This window comes from Pandoraea apista (assembly GCF_001465595.2).
Lineage (GTDB): Bacteria > Pseudomonadota > Gammaproteobacteria > Burkholderiales > Burkholderiaceae > Pandoraea > Pandoraea apista.
The window spans coordinates 3,280,617-3,298,741 of sequence record NZ_CP013481.2 but is presented as its reverse complement, the minus strand read 5'-3'; the positions used below and the strand labels follow the sequence as shown (position 1 = coordinate 3,298,741).

Below are 18,125 nucleotides of genomic sequence, written 5' to 3'. Positions count from 1 at the left end.
CACTTGCCGTATCAGGTAGGCATCGCGTCGAGCCAGCGGCCAACGACTGCCGGGGCGACGCTGGACAGGCGAGCGTGATGTTCGCTCGCCTGGGTACGCAATGCTACCGGATCGATCTTTGCGGCACTCAATTCGCAAGCGTGTCCCACCAACCAGGACTCGATGCGTGCCGCATCGGCCTCCAGGTGGAATTGCAGGCCCAGGGCATACGTGCCCAATGCGAACGCCTGATTCTCTCCCGTTGCAGTGCGCGCCAGATGCCCGGCACCCGCCGGAATATCGAATTGATCACCATGCCAATGAAGGACGCTGGCGTTGCCCAGCGCAGCCAACGGGGAGGTTTGCCCGGCATCGGTGAGCGTCAGTGGGGCATAACCGATTTCCTTTACGCCTAACGGGTACACCTTCGCACCGAGTGCGCGGGCCATGAGTTGCGCGCCGAGGCAAATGCCGAGGATCGGCGCGCGCGCATCCAGACGTGCTTTCACCAATGCCAATTCATCCGCGACAAACGGATACATCGCGTCGTCGAAGGCCCCGATCGGGCCGCCCAACACGACAAGCAGGTCGGGGGCGAGGGCGTCGATCGAACGCAGATCGGCAAGCGGTGCGTCCACGTATTCGATGACAAAGCCTCGTGCGGCAAAGGACGGCGCGAGCGTGCCGAGATCTTCGAAATGCACGTGACGCAGGGCAAGCAACGTTTTGCGGGAGGTCGAGGAAGCCATCACGAAACCATCTCCAGATAAGACACCCTCATGCGCTTGCGATGACGGCGGAAACAAAAAACCCTCGCAGAGGCGAGGGCTTTCTGGTGAAGCAATCGAACAGCGCGGCGGCGGATTAACGCCAGATCTGCCACCAGGACTTCTTGTCGCTGCCGTCGCCATCGATGCGACGGCCAACCGTCAGGTAGCCGCTCTTCGGGTAGGTCTTTTCCATGACACGGCGAGCGTCGTCGCGCAGTTCGGTCATGCCGAGTTTGTCGTAGGACTTGATCATGATGCCGAGTGCGTCTTCCAGCGCCGGTGCCTGATCGTAGTCTTGCAACGCGCTTTGCGCACGGTTCACGGCGGCGAGGTACGCGCCACGGCGATAGTAATACTCGGCGGCATGGACTTCGTGAGCGGCCATGGCGTTGACGGCGTAGCGCATGCGCAGGGCGGCGTCGTTCGCGTACTTGCTGCTCGGGTAATGCTCGACCAGATACTTGAAGCTGTCATACGCGGCGCGCAGTGCTTTCGGATCGCGTTCGCTCAGATCCTGGCCCGAGAAGCGGCCGAACAGACCCAGATCGTCGTTGAAGTTGATCAGGCCCTTGAGGTAATAGGCATAATCGATCGACGGGCTGTCCGGATGCAGACGGATGAAGCGGTCGACGGCGGTGAGCGCCTGTGCCGGCTCATTGTCCTTGTAATAGGCGTAAGCGGTATTGATCTGCGCTTGCTGCGCGTGCGGGCCGAACGGGTCGCGCCCTTCGAGCAATTCGTAATACTTGGCGGCCTTGGTGTAGTCGCCGCTGTCGAAGCTGTCCTTGGCTTCCGAGTATAATTTGTTCGTCGACCAGCTGGCCGTTTCGTCGACTTTCTCCGGCAGAATGCCGCAGGCGGCCACGCTGCCGACCACGAAGGCGGCCAGCGTCAGATGTTTGACAAGTTTCAGGGCTTGCATGCTCGTTAGCTTCACTTCTCGATGACCCGTTCAATTCTGCCGGATTATAGCGTAACCGCCTCATTTGCCACGGAAAATGCGGAGGATTCGTCTGATGACGACCTCGAATCGCTTCCGGAGGCTTTCCCGAATACCTCACATGCCCCGCTTTCGGGGACTTCTTTAAGCGGCTCCGCCTTGTCGGACGGGGCTGGGGGTGTTAACGCACCGCTCAGTGCCACGCTTCCCGATGCACTCGCCGGAGAGCGCCTCGATAAGGCGCTTGCGCAATGCTTTCCCGAATATTCCCGCAGCCGATTGCAAGCCTGGGTCGAAGACGGCCGCGTCACGCTCGATGGCGAAACGGCCAAAGTCCGTCAGAAGGTGGCAGGGGGGGAGGCTGTCCTGATCACCCCGGCCGCGCTGCCCGAGCAACTGGCGTTCGCGCCCGAGCCGGTGCCGCTCGACGCCATTTATGAAGACGCTACGCTCGCCGTCTTCAATAAACCGGCGGGTCTGGTCGTGCACCCGGCCGCGGGGAATTGGTCGGGGACATTGCTCAACGGCCTGCTGCATCGCTATGGACAAGCGGCCGCCGATTTGCCTCGCGCGGGCATCGTTCATCGGCTGGACAAGGAGACATCGGGCCTGATGGTCGTGGCGCGGACGCTGATCGCGCAGACCGATCTGGTGCGCCAGTTGCAGGCGCGTACCGTCAAGCGGCACTATGCCGCGCTCGTGTGGGGGCGCCCGCCGCAGCGCACCGTTGTGGATGCCCCCATCGGCCGTGATCCGCGCGAGCGCACTCGCATGGCGGTCGTGCCCGGGCAGGGGGGCAAGCCAGCACGTACACGGGTGGTGACCGTCGCCAGTGCAGAATGGGACGGTTCCCCGGTGTCTTTGGCGCTTTGCTCGCTAGATACCGGGCGTACCCACCAGATTCGCGTTCATCTGTCGCATCTCGGTCACTCGTTGCTGGGTGATCCGCTCTATAAGCCTCGTCACAAACGTCCGGCGCTGCCGGGCGATTTCGCACGCCAGGCGCTCCACGCGTGGCGGCTGGGGCTAATCCATCCCGAAGACGGCCGCGCCATGCACTGGCAGGCTCCGCTGCCCGGTGACATGCATGACCTCATGGCCGCCATTGGACTCGAATTCGATTTCTCTACGCTCCCCGACTCGCTAGATGACTTCTTCCCTGCCTGAGCAAGACCCGATACCCGCAGACTGGATCGTTCCCGACTGGCCGGCCCCGGAGAACGTTCGCGCCGTGTTCACAACGCGTGCCGGTGGCGTGAGTCAGGGGCCGCAAGCCACGTTCAATCTCGGTTACAAGGCAGACGACGATCCCGTCGCAGTGCGTACCAACCGTGCGTTGCTCGCAGCGCGCACGGGCGTGCCGTCGGCATGGGTGGCGCAGGTTCATGGTCCGCGCGTGGTCGACGCACAAGCCGCGCTCCACGCGGTGGAGGCCGGCGATCCCCTGCAAGCCGATGCCAGCGTTACGAGCGTGGTAGCGTTGGCGAGCACCGTCATGGTTGCGGACTGCCTGCCTGTGTTGCTGTGCGATGCGCAGGGGCGCGCAGTGGGCGCTGCGCATGCCGGCTGGCGGGGCCTTTGTGCCGGCGTGATCGAGCAGACCGTGCAAGCGTTGCGGGCACGTTTGCCGCACGACGGCGTGAGTGCCGAGGTCATTGCATGGCTCGGCCCGTGCATTGGTCCGCAGGCGTTCGAGGTCGGCCCAGAGGTGCGAGAGGCGTTTCTCGCTGCGGCAACGCCGGAAGAACGAGACGCGACGAATGCGGCATTCGTTCCTCATGGGGATGCCGACGTTGGAAAGTCCCTGGCCGATTTGTGCGCGCTCGCTCGGTTGCGGCTGGCCCGCGAGGGGGTGACGAGCGTGTCGGGCGGGCAGTGGTGTACGGTCGGCGATCCGGCGCGTTTCTATTCTTACCGGCGCGACCGAACGACCGGACGCATGGCGGCGCTGGTCTGGCTCGCTGCCTGACACGCGACACGGCTCATGCTGCCGTGAGCGCGACTCATTCTGTGCGACTGGGGGAGCGATGAGGGGCGGAGGTTGGCGAGGGGGATGGGGCGCCGCAATCCGATGGTAATGCGGGGCTTGCCGCTGCGTCATCGGGTCGCATCGTGCGAACACGTCTAATGCGGCTTCCTGCGATGTACAGCCATAGCAACGCAGGACCCAGCCCGCCCGCAAGAAAGATAACGAGCCCCAGCCAGACGGACGGTGCCGTGATAGCGACCATGGCGATGACGTAGAGCCAGCCGAGAATGACGATAAACATCGGGGCAAACGCGCATTCAAAAAAGGGTGGGCCGAAGGGACAATGCGCTCAGTACGTTCGCCGCAAGCATTGACACACCTGCGCGCGCACGCAAGAATGCTTCACAGGCGGGGCGCATCGCTCATCAGGCGAAGCACGCCGCCGCGTTTCGGGCGCCGGCCCGTGAACGCAACGGACGTGACACTCAGGCTATCATGAATCGCGCCAGTGCCAACTTCGATCCGGCCTCGTTTGCCGCCTCGTTTGCCCAGCAGTTCCCCTCCGCTTCGCTCTCCGCTCAGGACATGTCGCAGTGGTTCAAGGCCGCCCAACAAATGTTCGGGGCTTTGCCGGGCGCTGCCGGCTCGCCGTTCTCCGCTGCCACTGCCAATGGCGTCGGAAGTGCCGCGAATCCGTTCGCGGGACTTTTCGAGCTTTTCGGCAAGGCGGGCAGCTTGCCGCAACCCACACCCTTGAACGTCGACCCGACGCGTCTGAATGCGCTTCAGACGGAATACGCACGCGAATTTTCCGAACTTGTCGCCAGCTTCAATCAACCGGGTCTGGACGCGGCCCCCGCGCTGGGCGACCGGCGTTTCGCCGGGGACGGTTGGCGTAACCCGTTTTATGCGTTGCCCGCAGCGCTCTATCTGCTCAATGGGCGCTTCTTGATGCGCATGGCCGATCTGGTCGATGCCGATGCCAAGACGCGCGAGCGAATTCGCTTTGCGGTCGAACAATGGGTGGCGGCCAGTTCGCCGGCCAACTTCATTGCGACCAATCCGGACGCGCAGCAGCGTCTCGTGCAAACGCATGGCGACAGTTTGCTCGCCGGTATTCAGCACCTGCTCGTCGACATGGGCAAGGGCAAGGTGTCGCAGACCGATGAGGCGGCATTCGAAGTTGGCCGCAACGTGGCCACGACCGAAGGCGCTGTGGTCTTCGAGAACGACCTGATCCAGCTCATTCAGTACAAGCCGCTCACGCCGACGGTGCACCAGCGCCCGCTGCTCATCGTGCCGCCCTGCATCAACAAGTACTACATCCTCGATCTGCAACCCGAGAACTCGCTGATCCGTTATGCGGTGGAGCAGGGGCACACGGTGTTCGTCGTGTCTTGGCGCAACCCTGATGTGTCGCTCGCGCACAAAACGTGGGACGACTACGTGGGCGAAGGACCGATCACAGCGATCGATGTGGTTCGTGAGATCAGCGGGCAGCCGCAGATCAACGCGCTCGGATTCTGTGTCGGCGGAACGTTGCTCGCTGCCGCGCTCGCCGTGTTGGCTGCGAAGGGGCAAAAGGGGCGCAAGTCACCGGTCTCGAGTGTGACCTTGCTCACGACGTTGCTCGATTTTTCCGATACCGGCGTGCTCGACGTCTTTGTCGACGAGCCGCATGTGCAGTTCCGCGAGCAGACGATCGGGGGGGGACTCGGCCAGCCGCCGGGCCTGATGCGCGGCGTGGAGTTGGCGAATACGTTCTCGTTCCTGCGTCCGAACGATCTGGTCTGGAATTACGTGGTCGACAGCTATCTGAAGGGCAATGCGCCCCAGCCGTTCGACCTGCTGTACTGGAATGGCGACGGCACGAACCTGCCGGGGCCGATGTTCTGCTGGTATCTGCGCCACCTTTATTTGCAGAACGAATTGAAGCAGCCCGGTGTGGTGCAGACGTGCGGCGTGCCTGTGGACCTGGGGGCAATCGATGCCCCGGCCTACGTGTTCGGTTCGCGCGAAGATCACATCGTGCCGTGGACGTCCGCATTCCGTTCGCTGCCGTTGTTGGGCGGTGAGCGCCGCTTCGTGCTCGGCGCGTCCGGACACATTGCCGGCGTGGTCAACCCGCCGGTGAAGAAGAAACGCAGCTACTGGCGCAACGACGATATCGGTGTCGATGCGAGCGACTGGCTCGCCGGTGCGACAGAACACCCCGGCAGTTGGTGGAGCGACTGGAGCGAGTGGCTGGCGGGCTACGCAGGAAAACGCGTCAAACCGCCAAAAGCGTATGGTAATGTTGCTTATGCACCTATCGAACCGGCGCCCGGCCGCTATGTGAAGGCCAAGGCCTGAGCGAGAGGTAACGCAGGGGCATCCCCCCGGTTCGACTCATTTGAAAACGAGGAAAGAGACATGACGGATATCGTGATTGTGTCGGCTGCGCGCACCGCAGTCGGTAAATTTGGGGGCTCGATTGCCAAGGTGGCAGCGCCGGATCTGGGCGCTATCGTGATCGACGAAGTTCTCAAGCGCGCGAAGCTCAAGGGCGAGGACATCAGCGAAGTCATCATGGGCCAGGTGCTGACGGCCGGTTCGGGGCAGAACGTGGCGCGTCAGGCATCGATCAAGGCCGGGTTGCCCGCCATGGTGCCGGCCATGACCATCAACAAGGTGTGCGGCTCGGGTCTGAAGGCCGTGATGCTTGCCGCTAACGCGATCACTGCGGGCGATGCCGACATCGTCGTGGCCGGCGGGCAGGAAAACATGAGCGCAGCGCCGCACGTACTGCCGGGGTCGCGCGACGGTTTCCGCATGGGCGATGCCAAGCTGATCGACACGATGATCGTGGACGGCCTGTGGGACGTGTACAACCAGTACCACATGGGTATCACCGCCGAGAACGTCGCCAAGGAATATGGCATTACCCGCGAAATGCAGGACGCCTTTGCAGCGGCATCGCAGAACAAGGCGGAAGCCGCACAGAAGGCCGGGCGTTTCGATGCCGAAATCGTGCCGGTCACGATTCCGCAGCGCAAGGGCGACCCGGTCGTTTTCAAGACCGACGAATTCGTGCGCCACGGCGTGACGGCCGAGTCGCTCGCCGGTCTGAAGCCCGCCTTTGCGAAGGATGGCACGGTCACGGCGGCCAACGCTTCGGGCATCAATGATGGCGCGGCCGCCGTGGTGGTCATGTCCGCCAAGCGTGCCGAGCAACTGGGTCTTACGCCGCTCGCACGTATCGTGGCGTATGCGAACGCGGGCGTCGATCCGTCGGTGATGGGTATTGGCCCGGTGCCGGCCTCGCAACGTTGTCTGGCCCGTGCCGGCTGGAAGGCGAGCGATCTGGACCTGATGGAAATCAACGAAGCGTTCGCCGCACAGGCGCTGGCCGTGAACAAGCAGATGGGCTGGGACACCTCGAAGATCAACGTGAACGGTGGCGCGATTGCGATCGGTCACCCGATCGGCGCGTCGGGTTGCCGTATTCTCGTGACGCTGCTGCATGAAATGGCGCGTCGCGATGCCCGTCGCGGTCTGGCGTCGTTGTGTATTGGCGGTGGTATGGGCGTGGCGCTGGCGGTCGAGCGCGTCTGACGCGCCGCCGTCACCGAATCGCAGTCGAAAAGAATCGAATCGGCGTCGCCCGTGCGTGCAATGCGCACGGGTTCATGCCGGGGTAGTCAGGAGACGAAAGGGGCGCGCGGGAACGCGCGGCCTGCGCGTCGGTCAATTGGCAGTCGCAACAGGCGGCAGATTTGCCGTTATTTAGGGGGAAGCTTTCCATGACTCAACGCATTGCATATGTGACAGGCGGGATGGGCGGTATTGGTACGTCCATTTGCCAGCGGCTGTACAAGGATGGTTTCCGGGTCGTGGCAGGGTGCGGCCCGAATTCGCCGCGCCGCGTGAAGTGGCTGGAAGATCAAAAGGCGTTGGGTTTCGATTTCATCGCCTCCGAAGGGAATGTCGGCGATTGGGATTCCACCAAGGCGGCGTTTGACAAAGTGAAGGCCGAAGTCGGCGAAGTCGACGTGTTGGTGAACAACGCGGGCATTACGCGCGATATCGTCTTCCGCAAGATGACTCGCGAGGATTGGGACGCCGTGATCGACACCAACCTGACCAGCCTGTTCAACGTCACCAAGCAGGTGATCGAGGGAATGTGCGAGCGCGGCTGGGGCCGCATCATCAACATTTCGTCGGTCAACGGGCAGAAAGGCCAGTTCGGTCAGACGAACTACTCGACGGCCAAGGCCGGTATCCACGGGTTCACCATGGCGCTGGCGCAGGAAGTGGCGACCAAGGGCGTGACGGTCAACACTGTGTCGCCGGGTTATATCGGCACGGACATGGTGCGCTCGATCCGTCAGGACGTGCTCGACAAGATCGTGGCGACGATTCCCGTCAAGCGTCTCGGCGAGCCGGGCGAGATCGGCTCCATCGTGGCATGGCTGGCATCGGAAGATTCGGGCTTCTCCACGGGCGCGGACTTCTCGCTGAACGGTGGCCTGCATATGGGCTGAGCGGTAACGGGGCAGGCGCCGGTGCGGGCTTGGGTATGTGCCGCCGCGCCCCCGTTGCGGGTTAGGGCTTTGCCGCATAGCAGCAAACGTCCTAGAATCGATAATATGTGACTAACCCCGACCGTCGGTCGGGGAAGTCCTTCATAAAAGCAGGAAACCCACCGCATGACCGCGAGCAAGAAGACTGACGAACGCCTGATCAAAAAGTATCCGAACCGGCGTCTGTACGATACCCAAACCAGTACGTACATCACCCTTGCCGATGTGAAGCAATTGGTGCTCGAAACCGAGGAGTTCAAGGTTGTCGACGCCAAGACGGGCGAGGACCTGACCCGCAGCATTCTGCTGCAGATCATTCTGGAAGAAGAGACCGGCGGCGTGCCGATGTTCTCGAGCGCCATGCTGTCCCAGATCATCCGTTTCTACGGCCATGCGCTGCAGGGAATGATGGGCACGTATCTCGAGAAGAATATCCAGACTTTCATCGAAATTCAGAACAAGCTGGCCGATCAGTCGAAGGGCATCTATGAAGGCGCTGCCTTCAACCCGGACGTCTGGGCGCAATTCATGAACATGCAGGCGCCGATGATGCAGGGCATGATGACCAACTACATCGAGCAGTCGAAGAATCTGTTCGTGCAGATGCAGGAACAGATGCAGAGCCAGGCGAAGAACATGTTCAGCACGTTCCCGTTCCCCGGAACGCCGGGGGCGCCCGGGGCGCCGGGCAAGGACCCGAACAAGAAGCCCTGAGCGCGTTACCGACGTTGCGATGTGGCACGGGGCGCACATCGCAACGATAGTTGGAACGCACCGCTGGCGAACAAGGTAAAATACGCGGTTCTTCGCCGCAGGCCAGGTCTTGCGGCGGTTTCGGCGGCAAGCGGTCTTTCGTCTCCCGGTATTGCAGTGGCAAGCCGGTGACGCACACGGGACGGCTGAGGTTGTTCCCGTGTTTGCCGCTCGATCGTTACCCGTATTTACTAGATCAGGATTTCGCCCCATGTCCCGCCCATCGCCCGCCGGCACCCCCAAAGTCGGTTTCGTTTCGCTCGGCTGCCCCAAGGCTCTGGTCGACTCCGAGCAGATCCTGACCCAGCTACGCGCCGAAGGCTACGCCATCTCCGGTACCTATGACGGTGCCGACCTCGTCGTGGTCAATACCTGCGGTTTCATCGACGACGCCGTGCAGGAAAGCCTCGATGCCATTGGCGAAGCACTGGCCGAAAACGGCAAGGTGATCGTTACCGGTTGTCTGGGCGCCAAGAAGGACGCCGCCGGCCAGGACATCGTGAGCGCCGTGCACCCGAAGGTGCTGGCTGTCACCGGTCCCCACGCCGTGGGCGAGGTAATGAGCGCGGTGCACCTGCACCTGCCCAAGCCGCACGATCCGTTTTCCGATCTCGTGCCGCCGGCCGGCATCAAGCTCACGCCGCGCCACTATGCGTATCTGAAAATCTCCGAAGGCTGCAATCATCGCTGCACGTTCTGCATCATCCCGTCGATGCGCGGCGACCTCGATTCGCGTCCCGTTGCCGAAGTGATGCTGGAGGCTGAGAACCTCTTCAAGGCGGGCGTGAAGGAGTTGCTGGTGATCTCGCAGGACACCAGTGCGTATGGTGTCGACGTGAAGTACCGCACCGGTTTCTGGGCCGGCCGCCCGCTCAAGACCCGCATGACCGAACTGGTCACGGCGCTGGGCGAACTGGCCAAGCAATATGGCGCGTGGGTGCGTCTGCACTACGTGTATCCGTATCCGCACGTCGACGAAATCATTCCGCTGATGGCTGAAGGTCATATCCTTCCGTATCTCGACGTGCCGCTGCAACACGCGCATCCCGATGTACTCAAGCGCATGAAGCGTCCGGCCTCGGGGGAGAAGAATCTTGAGCGCATTCAGACGTGGCGCAAGCTGTGCCCGGATCTGACGATTCGAAGCACGTTCATTGCGGGCTTCCCGGGCGAGACGGAAGCCGAATTCGAGTACCTGCTGGACTTCCTGCGCGAAGCCGAACTCGACCGCGTGGGTTGCTTCGCCTATTCGCCTGTCGAGGGGGCGAAGGCCAACGAACTGCCGGGGGCGTTGCCCGACGAGGTTCGTGAAGCGCGTCGCGCGCGTTTCATGGAAGTGGCCGAAGAGATTTCGGCCGAGCGCCAGCAGCGCAAGGTCGGCACCACGATTCAGGTGATTGTCGACGAGATCAATCAGGACGGTGGCGTGGCCCGTTCGGCCGCAGATGCGCCGGAAATCGACGGTCTCGTGTACATCGAACCCACGCCGAAGGCCGCCAAGCGCCTGAAGGTCGGCGAGTTCGTGAACGTGACGGTGACCGGTGCCGATGGTCACGACCTGTGGGGTGAGGTGGTCTGATGTCGCAAGCGAATTTGCCCGTTGCGCAAGTGCTCGCCATGGGCGAAGCCATGGTCGAGTTCAACCAATCGCCCGGCGATGCCCGTCAGTACTTGCAGGGCTTCGGCGGCGACACGTCCAACTTCGCCATCGCGGCGCGTCGTCAGGGGGTGAGCACGGGTTTCGTGAGTGCCGTCGGCGATGACCTCTTCGGCCGGATGTTGCTCGATCTGTGGCGTGAAGAGGACGTCGATACGCGTTACGTTCGTGTCGATGCGCAGGCGCCGACCGGCGTATATTTCGTGTCGCACGACGAGAGCGGGCACCATTTCGATTACCTGCGCGCGGGGTCTGCTGCAAGCCGCTACCGTGCGCAGGATCTGCCGCAAGAAGCGCTGGCCGGCGCGTCGTTTCTGCATTTGTCGGGTATCAGCCTGGCGATCAGCGTAAATGCCTGCGACGCTGCTTTCGACGCCATGTCGAAGATCCGCGCCGCCGGCGGCAAAGTGTCGTTCGACACCAATCTGCGACTCAAGCTCTGGCCGTTGGCTCGCGCCCGCGCCACCATGCGCGAAGCGTTCAGCCTAACCGATGTGTGCCTGCCGAGCTGGGACGATGTCACGGCCGTTACCGGGCTGGAAGATCGCGACGCCATCCTCGACGAGTTGCTCTCCTACGGTGTGAAGGTCGTGGCGCTCAAACTGGGCCGCGAGGGGTGCTATGTCGCTACGCCGGAAACGCGTCGCATCGTCGCACCGTTCCCCGTGCAGGCGGTTGACGCCACCGGGGCGGGCGACTGCTTCGGCGGGGCGTTTGTGGCGCGTCTGGCGCTGGGTGACGATCCGTTCACGGCGGCACACTACGCCAACGTGTGCGCCGCATTGTCGACGACCGGCTACGGTGCGGTGGCGCCCGTGCCACGCGCGGAGCAGGTGCTCCGGCAACTGGCGGGCTGAACCCTCCGATTCTCGGCATCGCATGAGTTCACGGGGCGCGTCGTCGCCCCGCGTCCTCTACAACTCCTTCAGCCCCTTCAGCTCCCTCGGACTCTCCTGAGTCCCTCAGTTTTCAGGAGCGACGGGGCACGACAGTCCCCCCCGCACCGCGCAAGCTATCCCATCGAAGTTTCCCTCCACTGAGCCTGCCATCGCGGTAACCCCCACAGCGTTATACTCGTTGCAAACTGATATCCACCTGGAGAAGAGACATGCAACGAGAGGTCGTGATTGTTAGCGGTGTGCGCACCGCCATTGGCGATTTTGGGGGCAGCCTGAAGGATTTCGCGCCAACGCAGCTTGGCGCCATAGTCGCCCGCGAGGCCATGACCCGCGCGAATGTCGGCGGCGAAGACATCGGACACGTTGTATTCGGCAACGTCATCCACACCGAACCGAAGGACATGTATCTGGCACGCGTGGCGTCCATTGAGGCTGGCGTGAGCCAGCACGCGCCCGCGATGACCGTGAACCGCCTGTGTGGCTCGGGGTTGCAGGCGGTTGTGTCCGCCGCGCAGTCGATCCTGCTGGGTGACACGGATGTCGCAATGGCGGGCGGCGCCGAGAGCATGAGCCGCGCACCGTATGTTATGCCCGGCGCCCGTTGGGGGACACGCATGGGCGAGTCGCGTCTTGTCGACATGATGCTCGGCGCACTGCATGACCCGTTTGCCAACATCCACATGGGCGTGACGGCGGAGAACATCGCGAAGAAGTGGGGCATCACGCGCGAAGATCAGGATCTTCTGGCGGTCGAGTCGCATCGACGCGCCGCACACGCCATGGCGTCGGGCTATTTCACCGACCAGATTGTGCCCGTCACGATCAAGTCGAAGAAGGGCGACATTTCGTTCGTCACCGACGAGCACGTGCGCGCTGGCCTGAGCATGGAAGATATGGCGAAGCTGCGCCCGGTGTTCGAGAAAGACGGCACGGTGACCGCCGGTAACGCCTCCGGTCTTAACGACGCCGCGGCGGCGCTCATTCTGATGGAGCGCGCAGAGGCCGAGCGGCGCGGCGCGAAGCCGCTGGCGCGACTGGTGAGCTATGCCCATGCCGGCGTCGATCCGAATTACATGGGGATTGGTCCCGTGCCGGCGTCGCGCAAGGCGCTCGAGCGTGCTGGCCTCAAGGTCGGGGACATTGATGTGGTCGAAGCCAACGAGGCTTTTGCGGCTCAGGCATGTGCCGTCACGCGTGATCTCGGTTTTGATCCGGCCAAGGTCAATCCGAACGGTTCGGGCATTTCGCTGGGGCATCCGATTGGCGCAACCGGTGCGCTGATTACGGTCAAGGCGCTGCATGAGTTGCAGCGCATTGGCGGCCGCTATGCGCTCGTCACCATGTGTATCGGCGGCGGGCAGGGCATTGCAGCCGTGTTCGAGCGCGTGTAAGTTACTCCCCGGGGGTCGGCGGTGTTGCCGGCCCGAGTATTTCCGGAGCCGTGATGACGCAAGACAACCGTAAGCCCCTCGATTCGCCGGAAGCCAACGGCTGGCACTGGCAAACCAATATTCTGCACACCGATACACGCTTGCCCGCAGGTTTTGCCGCCATGCCGGTGCCAGTGGCGCGCGCGTCAACGGTGATCTTCCCCGATCTGGCCGCCATGCGTTCGCTCGACTGGAAGAACGACAGTCAGTGGCGCTACGGTCTGCATGCGACACCGACGTCGATGGAGTTGATGCGGCGTCTGGCGGCGCTCGAAGGCGGCAAGCATTGCCTGCTATTCCCCTCGGGCCTCGCGGCCATTTCCAATGTGTACTTCGGCCTCGTCAAGAGTGGCGACGATGTGCTCATTCCCGACAATGCCTACGGCCCGAACCGTGACCACGGCGACTGGCTCGCCGAGTCGTTCGGTATCACGGTGCGGTATTACGATCCGATGATCGGCGACGGCATTGGTGCGCTGATTCAACCCAATACGAAGGTGATCTGGCTCGAAGCGCCGGGCTCGGTGACGATGGAAGTGCCGGACGTGCCGGCGATTGCGCGTGTGGCGCGAGCGCATGGTGTGCTCACCGCCATCGACAACACCTACTCGGCCGGCCTCGCGTTCCGCCCGTTCGATCACGGTGTGGACATCTCGGTGCAGGCGCTGACCAAATACCAGTCGGGTGGCAGCGACGTGCTGATGGGCGCCGTCGTGAGCGTCGACGACGATGTGCATCATCGCCTGAAGCAGGCTCGCATGCGCATGGGCGTAGGCGTATCGGTCGACGATTGCAGCCTCGTGTTGCGCAGCCTGCCGAATATGCAGTTGCGCTTCGAAGCCCACGATCGTGCGGCAATGACGCTGGCTACGTGGCTGGGCACGCGTCACGAAATTGCGGCGGTATTGCATCCGGCGTTCGAGGATTGCCCGGGCCATCAACATTTCCGCCGTGACTTCACGGGCGCGGGCGGGCTGTTCTCGGTGGTGTTCGACGAGCGCTACTCGCAGGCGCAGATCGACGCGTTCATCGAAGGACTCCGCTTGTTCAAGATTGGCTTCAGTTGGGGCGGCGCGCACAGTCTGGTTGTGCCGTATCGTGTGCCGTCAATGCGTACGGCAACACCCTGGCCGCACAAGGGCGCGCTCGTGCGCTTCTACGTGGGGCTTGAGGACGTGCGCGATTTGCAGGCGGATATCGAAGCCAGCCTGAAGGCGCATCTCGGCGCCTGACGGTGGGATCCGGATGCGGATGCGGGACGGGGATGGAGAGGCGGGGCGGCGGGACGCGAGCCGCAGACCACACCCGCCGCGCCCGCCCGGCAACCGCGTTCAGTCCTTGCGGAAGAGTGAGAGCAGCCCGTCCAGCCCCGCGTAGTTGAACGCGACAGACGCCTTCTCGCGCACCACGGGTTTGGCACGGAAGGCCACGGACAATCCGGCAATCGCCATCATCTGCAAATCGTTCGAGCCATCGCCCATGACGATGGCCTGATCGGGACGCGCGCCAAACTGCGCAGCCACTTCCGCCACGGTGCGCGCCTTCACTTCGGCGTTGACGATCTCGCCCAGTACGCGGCCGGTCAGCTTGCCGTCGACGATCTCCAGCGTGTTCGCGCGCGTGACATCCAGATTCAGACGGGCCTTCAGACGCTCCGTGAAGAACGTGAAGCCGCCGGAGACCAGCAATGTGCGAATGCCGAGCGACTGCACGCCACGCAGCATGTCTTGCGCGCCGGGCGAGAGTTGCAGGCGTTCGTCGAAGACCTTCTCCAGCGCGCCGGCATCGAGGCTCTTGAGCAGCGCCACGCGGCGCGTGAGGCTTTCGTTGAAGTCCTTGATCTCTCCGCGCATGGCGGCCTCGGTGATTGCCGAAACCTCTGCTTTCAATCCGCAATAATCCGCGATTTCGTCGATGCACTCGATGGTGATGAGCGTCGAGTCCATGTCCATGGCCACGAGTTTGAAATCCGTGAGCCGGCGCTGACTGTCGACGAGCACGGCATCGACTTCGTGCTGCTGGGCAAACGCAGCCATCGCGGCCCGCAAAGCCGGGCTGTCGGTGACATTGGCAATGCGCGCAGCCCCCGGTGTGAACGTCACGGCGGCACCGGGCACGAGTGCGCCGGTGGCCGCTTGCAGGTGAGGCGGGAATGCCGTGGCGGCAGCAGGGGCGAGGGAAGAAGCGCTGCCCAGAATGACGAGGTCGTTGGCCATCTTGAAGTCGAGAGTCGTGCGTTTACGTGCGACCGACATTCTACCGGGTTGCGGCGCAGGCGAGCCGGTTTCCCGGCAAAGGTGCGAGATGGCGGGCGTTAGCCCACCGCGCGAGGCACGGTCTTAGCCGTCGTGAGTGACGCGACGTGCGCGGCTTGGCGGAAGCGCTTCGAATTTGTGCCAGACACGGCGCAAATGACGGCTTGAGCCGAAGCCGGTGCGCTCGGCGATGCGCTCCAGATCGAGGCGGCTGTTGCCAAGCATCTCGCGCGCCAGGGCAATACGCAGCCGATGCAGATAATCGATGGGTGCAACGCCTGCGTGTTCGCGGAAGAGGCGCGTGACGTGCCGCTCGCTGGCGCAGGCGATTTCCGCCATGGTGGCGAGTGTCCAGTCGTGGGCGGGATCGGCGGCGATGGCGTCCTGCACCCGATGCAGTGCCGGGTGCAGGTGATTGCGGCCTTCGAGCCAGGGGGATAACTGTGGGTCGGCGCCGGCACGCCGCGCATAGACGACCATCTGCCTCGCCACCGCTGCCGCGCACAGCGGCCCGGCCGCATCGGCAATGAGGGTGAGCATCAGGTCCAGCCCGGTCGTGACGCCGGCGCTCGTCCACACATTGCCGTCGTGCACGTAGAGCCGGTTGTCGGCCACACGCGCGCTCGGCGCGAGTGCGCGCAATTCGTCGCAACTGCCGTGGTGCGTGGTGCAGGCGCGCGTGTCGAGCAGGCCCGCGCGAGCGGCCAGCAACGCGCCCGTGCAGATACACGCGAGTTGATGCGTGGGGCGGACCACTTGCCGGAGCCACGCAACGGCACGTGCTTCGGCGTTTTCGGCAGGCGATTCCTTCAAACCCGGCGTCTTGCCGCCGGCCGTCACCTGCACCGGTAACGGCTTCTCGACAGTTCCCGTGACAACCAGCCACGCGTCGTCGGGGACATCGTCGGGCAGCACATCGAGAGGCGAGAGGCGCAAGCCGATCGACGTGTCCACGGCCTGCTGCGTACCGACGTAGCGCAACACGAAGCGCACGTCGTCTTGCTGATGATTGGCGATACGCAAGGCTTCGGCCGGTGCGGCTACGTCGAGCAGCAGCGTATTGGGCATGACCAGCAGGTAGACGGGTTGCAGTCGTGGCATCGCAGCAGGCGTTGAGGACAAATTCGGACAGCGTAGGGGCGTTAGCGACATTACACCGCCGCAAGTGCTTCCTCAACGGTCACGACACGGGCGAAACGGTCCACGAGTACGGTTTCCGTGCGCTCCTTGAGTTCCGCCACCGACAGCTCGCGCCCGGTGCGCGGGTGTTGCATCGGGAAGGTCAGCGTGGCTTCCGTGACGAAATCCACTTCGTAACCGGCATCCGACGCCGCGCGGGTTGTCGTCTCGCAGCATTGCTCGGTGCGGATACCGGAGACGATCAGGCGCGTAATACCGTGCTCGACGAGCCATGCGCCGAGCGTGGAGCCGGCCAGTGCGCTGTGCTTCACCTTGTCCACCGTGAACGCCGGGGTAATGCGCAATTCTTCGAGCGTGCGCACGAAGCCGGAGTCCCGCGAAAATGCGCCGGTGCCGATGTGGAACACCTGCACGACAGGCACGCCACGCGCAAGCGCGCCGTCGACGAGTGCTTGCTGGCGGTCGAAGTAGGCGGCGAGATCGTCTTCGCGCCAGTACGGGCGCTGACGGAAGGATTCCTGCGCGTCGATGACAAGCAGAGCGGTGCGTGAGGGTGCGTGCTGGGACATGTGCGACTCCGTGAGGTGGGGTGACGATGACGCCATCTTACGAGGTGGCCTGTCGCCCCGACAGACCGCCCGCGGACCGGAATCGGACGTATCCGGACATTGGCTGACGCGGCTTCAACGTCGCCGGATGCCCGTTTGCCGGCGGAGGTGCCGGGCTCAGATCGTGGCGCGAGTGCCCACGCCGGCGGCTTGCGCCCGCTGGTACAGCGCGGCGGCGAGCGCAACATCCTGCGCGCCCATGCCGAGCGACTTGAACACTGTGACGGCTTCGGCGTCGGTGCGCCCGGCGTGGGTGCGAATCACCAATTCCCCGAGTTCGGCGAGCAGATCCTCCGGGCCGATACGGCCCTCGGCGGCCGCAGCAAGATAGTCGCCGGACTCGTTGATCGTGGATTCCCGCCGGTCGACGAACAGTTGTGCCCGAGCCATCAATGCCGTGTCGGCTTCGCGATGACGCGGCGTGCTGCTGCCCACCAGATTGACGTGCGTGCCCGGTGCGAGCCAGCCGGCTTGCAGCACGGGGTCCGTCGCGTTGGTCACCGTCACCACGATATCGGCGTCGCGCACGGCCGCTTCGACACTCCCGGCGGCTTCGAGGCGAAAGCCGTAGTTCGGCTGCTCCTTGTCGACGAAAGCCTGTGCCGTCGCGAGCGAGCGGCTGGCTACGCGCACATGACGCAAGGGTCGCGCTGCTGCCAGGGCGGCGAGCTGCCAGTGCGCCTGATGACCCGCTCCAATCAACGCCAGACGGGTGGCATCGTGCCGGGCGAGCAGCCGCGTCGCCAGTCCGGTCACGGCCGCTGTGCGAATGCCGGTGATCTCGGCCGCGTTCATGACGGCGAGGAGTTCGCCCGTCTCGCCGCTCATCAACAGTACACAGCCCTGATGCGGGTCTTTGCCCTGTGCGCTGTTGCCGGGAAAGAAGGTCCCGACCTTCGCGCCGTAGACCGGTAGGCCGGACGCTGCGCTGCCGAGGAACGCGGGCATCATGCCGAGCATGCCCTTGGCGCCGAGTGCATCCGGTGGACGGACAATCTGGCGCAGCGGCAGATGAATCTGCCCACGCGCGAGCGCACCGAACATGTCGGACATGACGGGTATCGCATCAGCTACGGGCATGAGGGCGGCGACTTGCGCGGCGTCGAGCAGCAGAACCGGGGGCGTAGAAGCAGTGGCGGACATGGGAGATCCTGGTGAGCGTA

General features: G+C 63.7%; 16 protein-coding genes. 10 read left to right on the top strand and 6 right to left on the bottom strand.

The genetic code is table 11. The features are described from left to right. Positions 1 to 11 precede the first annotated feature (11 nt). Positions 12 to 728, bottom strand: coding sequence for a glutamine amidotransferase (locus tag AT395_RS15055; RefSeq protein ID WP_042116395.1), 717 nt, complete (start codon positions 726 to 728; stop codon positions 12 to 14). A 115-nt stretch (positions 729 to 843) separates the two neighbouring features. Continuing rightward, positions 844 to 1,671 carry an outer membrane protein assembly factor BamD gene (locus tag AT395_RS15050; protein WP_042116394.1) on the bottom strand — a complete coding sequence of 276 codons (828 nt, stop codon included), beginning with the start codon at positions 1,669 to 1,671 and terminating at the stop codon, positions 844 to 846. Between the two features lie 21 nt (positions 1,672 to 1,692). Between AT395_RS15050 and AT395_RS15045 the strand changes: the two genes are divergently transcribed. The 10 genes from AT395_RS15045 (at position 1,693) to AT395_RS15000 (ending at position 14,191) form a co-directional block, all read left to right on the top strand. Next, complete coding sequence (locus tag AT395_RS15045; RefSeq protein ID WP_174554643.1) at positions 1,693 to 2,856, top strand: RluA family pseudouridine synthase; 1,164 nt, start codon at positions 1,693 to 1,695, stop codon at positions 2,854 to 2,856. Beyond that, complete coding sequence (gene pgeF / locus AT395_RS15040; RefSeq protein WP_042116392.1) at positions 2,837 to 3,658, top strand: peptidoglycan editing factor PgeF; 822 nt, start codon at positions 2,837 to 2,839, stop codon at positions 3,656 to 3,658. The genes AT395_RS15045 and pgeF overlap by 20 nt, the downstream gene beginning before the upstream one ends. 495 nt (positions 3,659 to 4,153) lie before the next feature. Then, positions 4,154 to 6,010 carry a class I poly(R)-hydroxyalkanoic acid synthase gene (gene phaC / locus AT395_RS15035; protein WP_231606161.1) on the top strand — a complete coding sequence of 619 codons (1,857 nt, stop codon included), beginning with the start codon at positions 4,154 to 4,156 and terminating at the stop codon, positions 6,008 to 6,010. A 60-nt stretch (positions 6,011 to 6,070) separates the two neighbouring features. Then, a complete protein-coding gene (locus AT395_RS15030) occupies positions 6,071 to 7,252 on the top strand; it encodes an acetyl-CoA C-acetyltransferase (protein WP_048629657.1) in 1,182 nt (393 codons plus the stop codon). A 188-nt stretch (positions 7,253 to 7,440) separates the two neighbouring features. Further along, positions 7,441 to 8,181, top strand: a complete 741-nt coding sequence (locus tag AT395_RS15025) for a 3-ketoacyl-ACP reductase (protein WP_042116389.1) — start codon at positions 7,441 to 7,443, stop codon at positions 8,179 to 8,181. Between the two features lie 165 nt (positions 8,182 to 8,346). Continuing rightward, the gene (gene phaR / locus AT395_RS15020; RefSeq protein WP_010808847.1) at positions 8,347 to 8,934 is read left to right on the top strand and encodes a polyhydroxyalkanoate synthesis repressor PhaR; all 588 of its coding nucleotides are present in this window, start codon (positions 8,347 to 8,349) and stop codon (positions 8,932 to 8,934) included. 250 nt (positions 8,935 to 9,184) lie between these two features. Continuing rightward, positions 9,185 to 10,552, top strand: a complete 1,368-nt coding sequence (gene rimO / locus AT395_RS15015; protein WP_042116388.1) for a 30S ribosomal protein S12 methylthiotransferase RimO — start codon at positions 9,185 to 9,187, stop codon at positions 10,550 to 10,552. Next, entirely contained in the window at positions 10,552 to 11,487 is a 936-nt protein-coding gene (locus AT395_RS15010) for a sugar kinase (RefSeq protein ID WP_048629656.1), read from the top strand. The genes rimO and AT395_RS15010 overlap by 1 nt, the downstream gene beginning before the upstream one ends. A gap of 251 nt (positions 11,488 to 11,738) precedes the next feature. Next, positions 11,739 to 12,920 (top strand): beta-ketothiolase BktB, encoded by a 1,182-nt coding sequence (gene bktB / locus AT395_RS15005; protein WP_042116385.1) that lies wholly within the window; start codon positions 11,739 to 11,741, stop codon positions 12,918 to 12,920. Between the two features lie 53 nt (positions 12,921 to 12,973). Then, the gene (locus AT395_RS15000; RefSeq protein ID WP_048629655.1) at positions 12,974 to 14,191 is read left to right on the top strand and encodes a cystathionine beta-lyase; all 1,218 of its coding nucleotides are present in this window, start codon (positions 12,974 to 12,976) and stop codon (positions 14,189 to 14,191) included. A gap of 99 nt (positions 14,192 to 14,290) precedes the next feature. Here AT395_RS15000 and serB read toward each other — a convergent pair whose 3' ends face one another. The 4 genes from serB to AT395_RS14980 all read right to left on the bottom strand — a co-directional run bounded on the left by serB (position 14,291) and on the right by AT395_RS14980 (position 18,105). After that, on the bottom strand, positions 14,291 to 15,175 hold the full coding sequence (serB, locus tag AT395_RS14995; RefSeq protein ID WP_048629654.1) for a phosphoserine phosphatase SerB: 885 nt from the start codon (positions 15,173 to 15,175) through the stop codon (positions 14,291 to 14,293). A gap of 123 nt (positions 15,176 to 15,298) precedes the next feature. Next, positions 15,299 to 16,315, bottom strand: coding sequence for a GlxA family transcriptional regulator (locus AT395_RS14990; RefSeq protein ID WP_042116383.1), 1,017 nt, complete (start codon positions 16,313 to 16,315; stop codon positions 15,299 to 15,301). A 50-nt stretch (positions 16,316 to 16,365) separates the two neighbouring features. Continuing rightward, the gene (locus AT395_RS14985; RefSeq protein WP_048629607.1) at positions 16,366 to 16,923 is read right to left on the bottom strand and encodes a cysteine hydrolase family protein; all 558 of its coding nucleotides are present in this window, start codon (positions 16,921 to 16,923) and stop codon (positions 16,366 to 16,368) included. Positions 16,924 to 17,079: 156 nt separating this feature from the next. Then, a complete protein-coding gene (locus tag AT395_RS14980) occupies positions 17,080 to 18,105 on the bottom strand; it encodes an ornithine cyclodeaminase family protein (RefSeq protein WP_048629606.1) in 1,026 nt (341 codons plus the stop codon). Positions 18,106 to 18,125 lie beyond the last annotated feature (20 nt).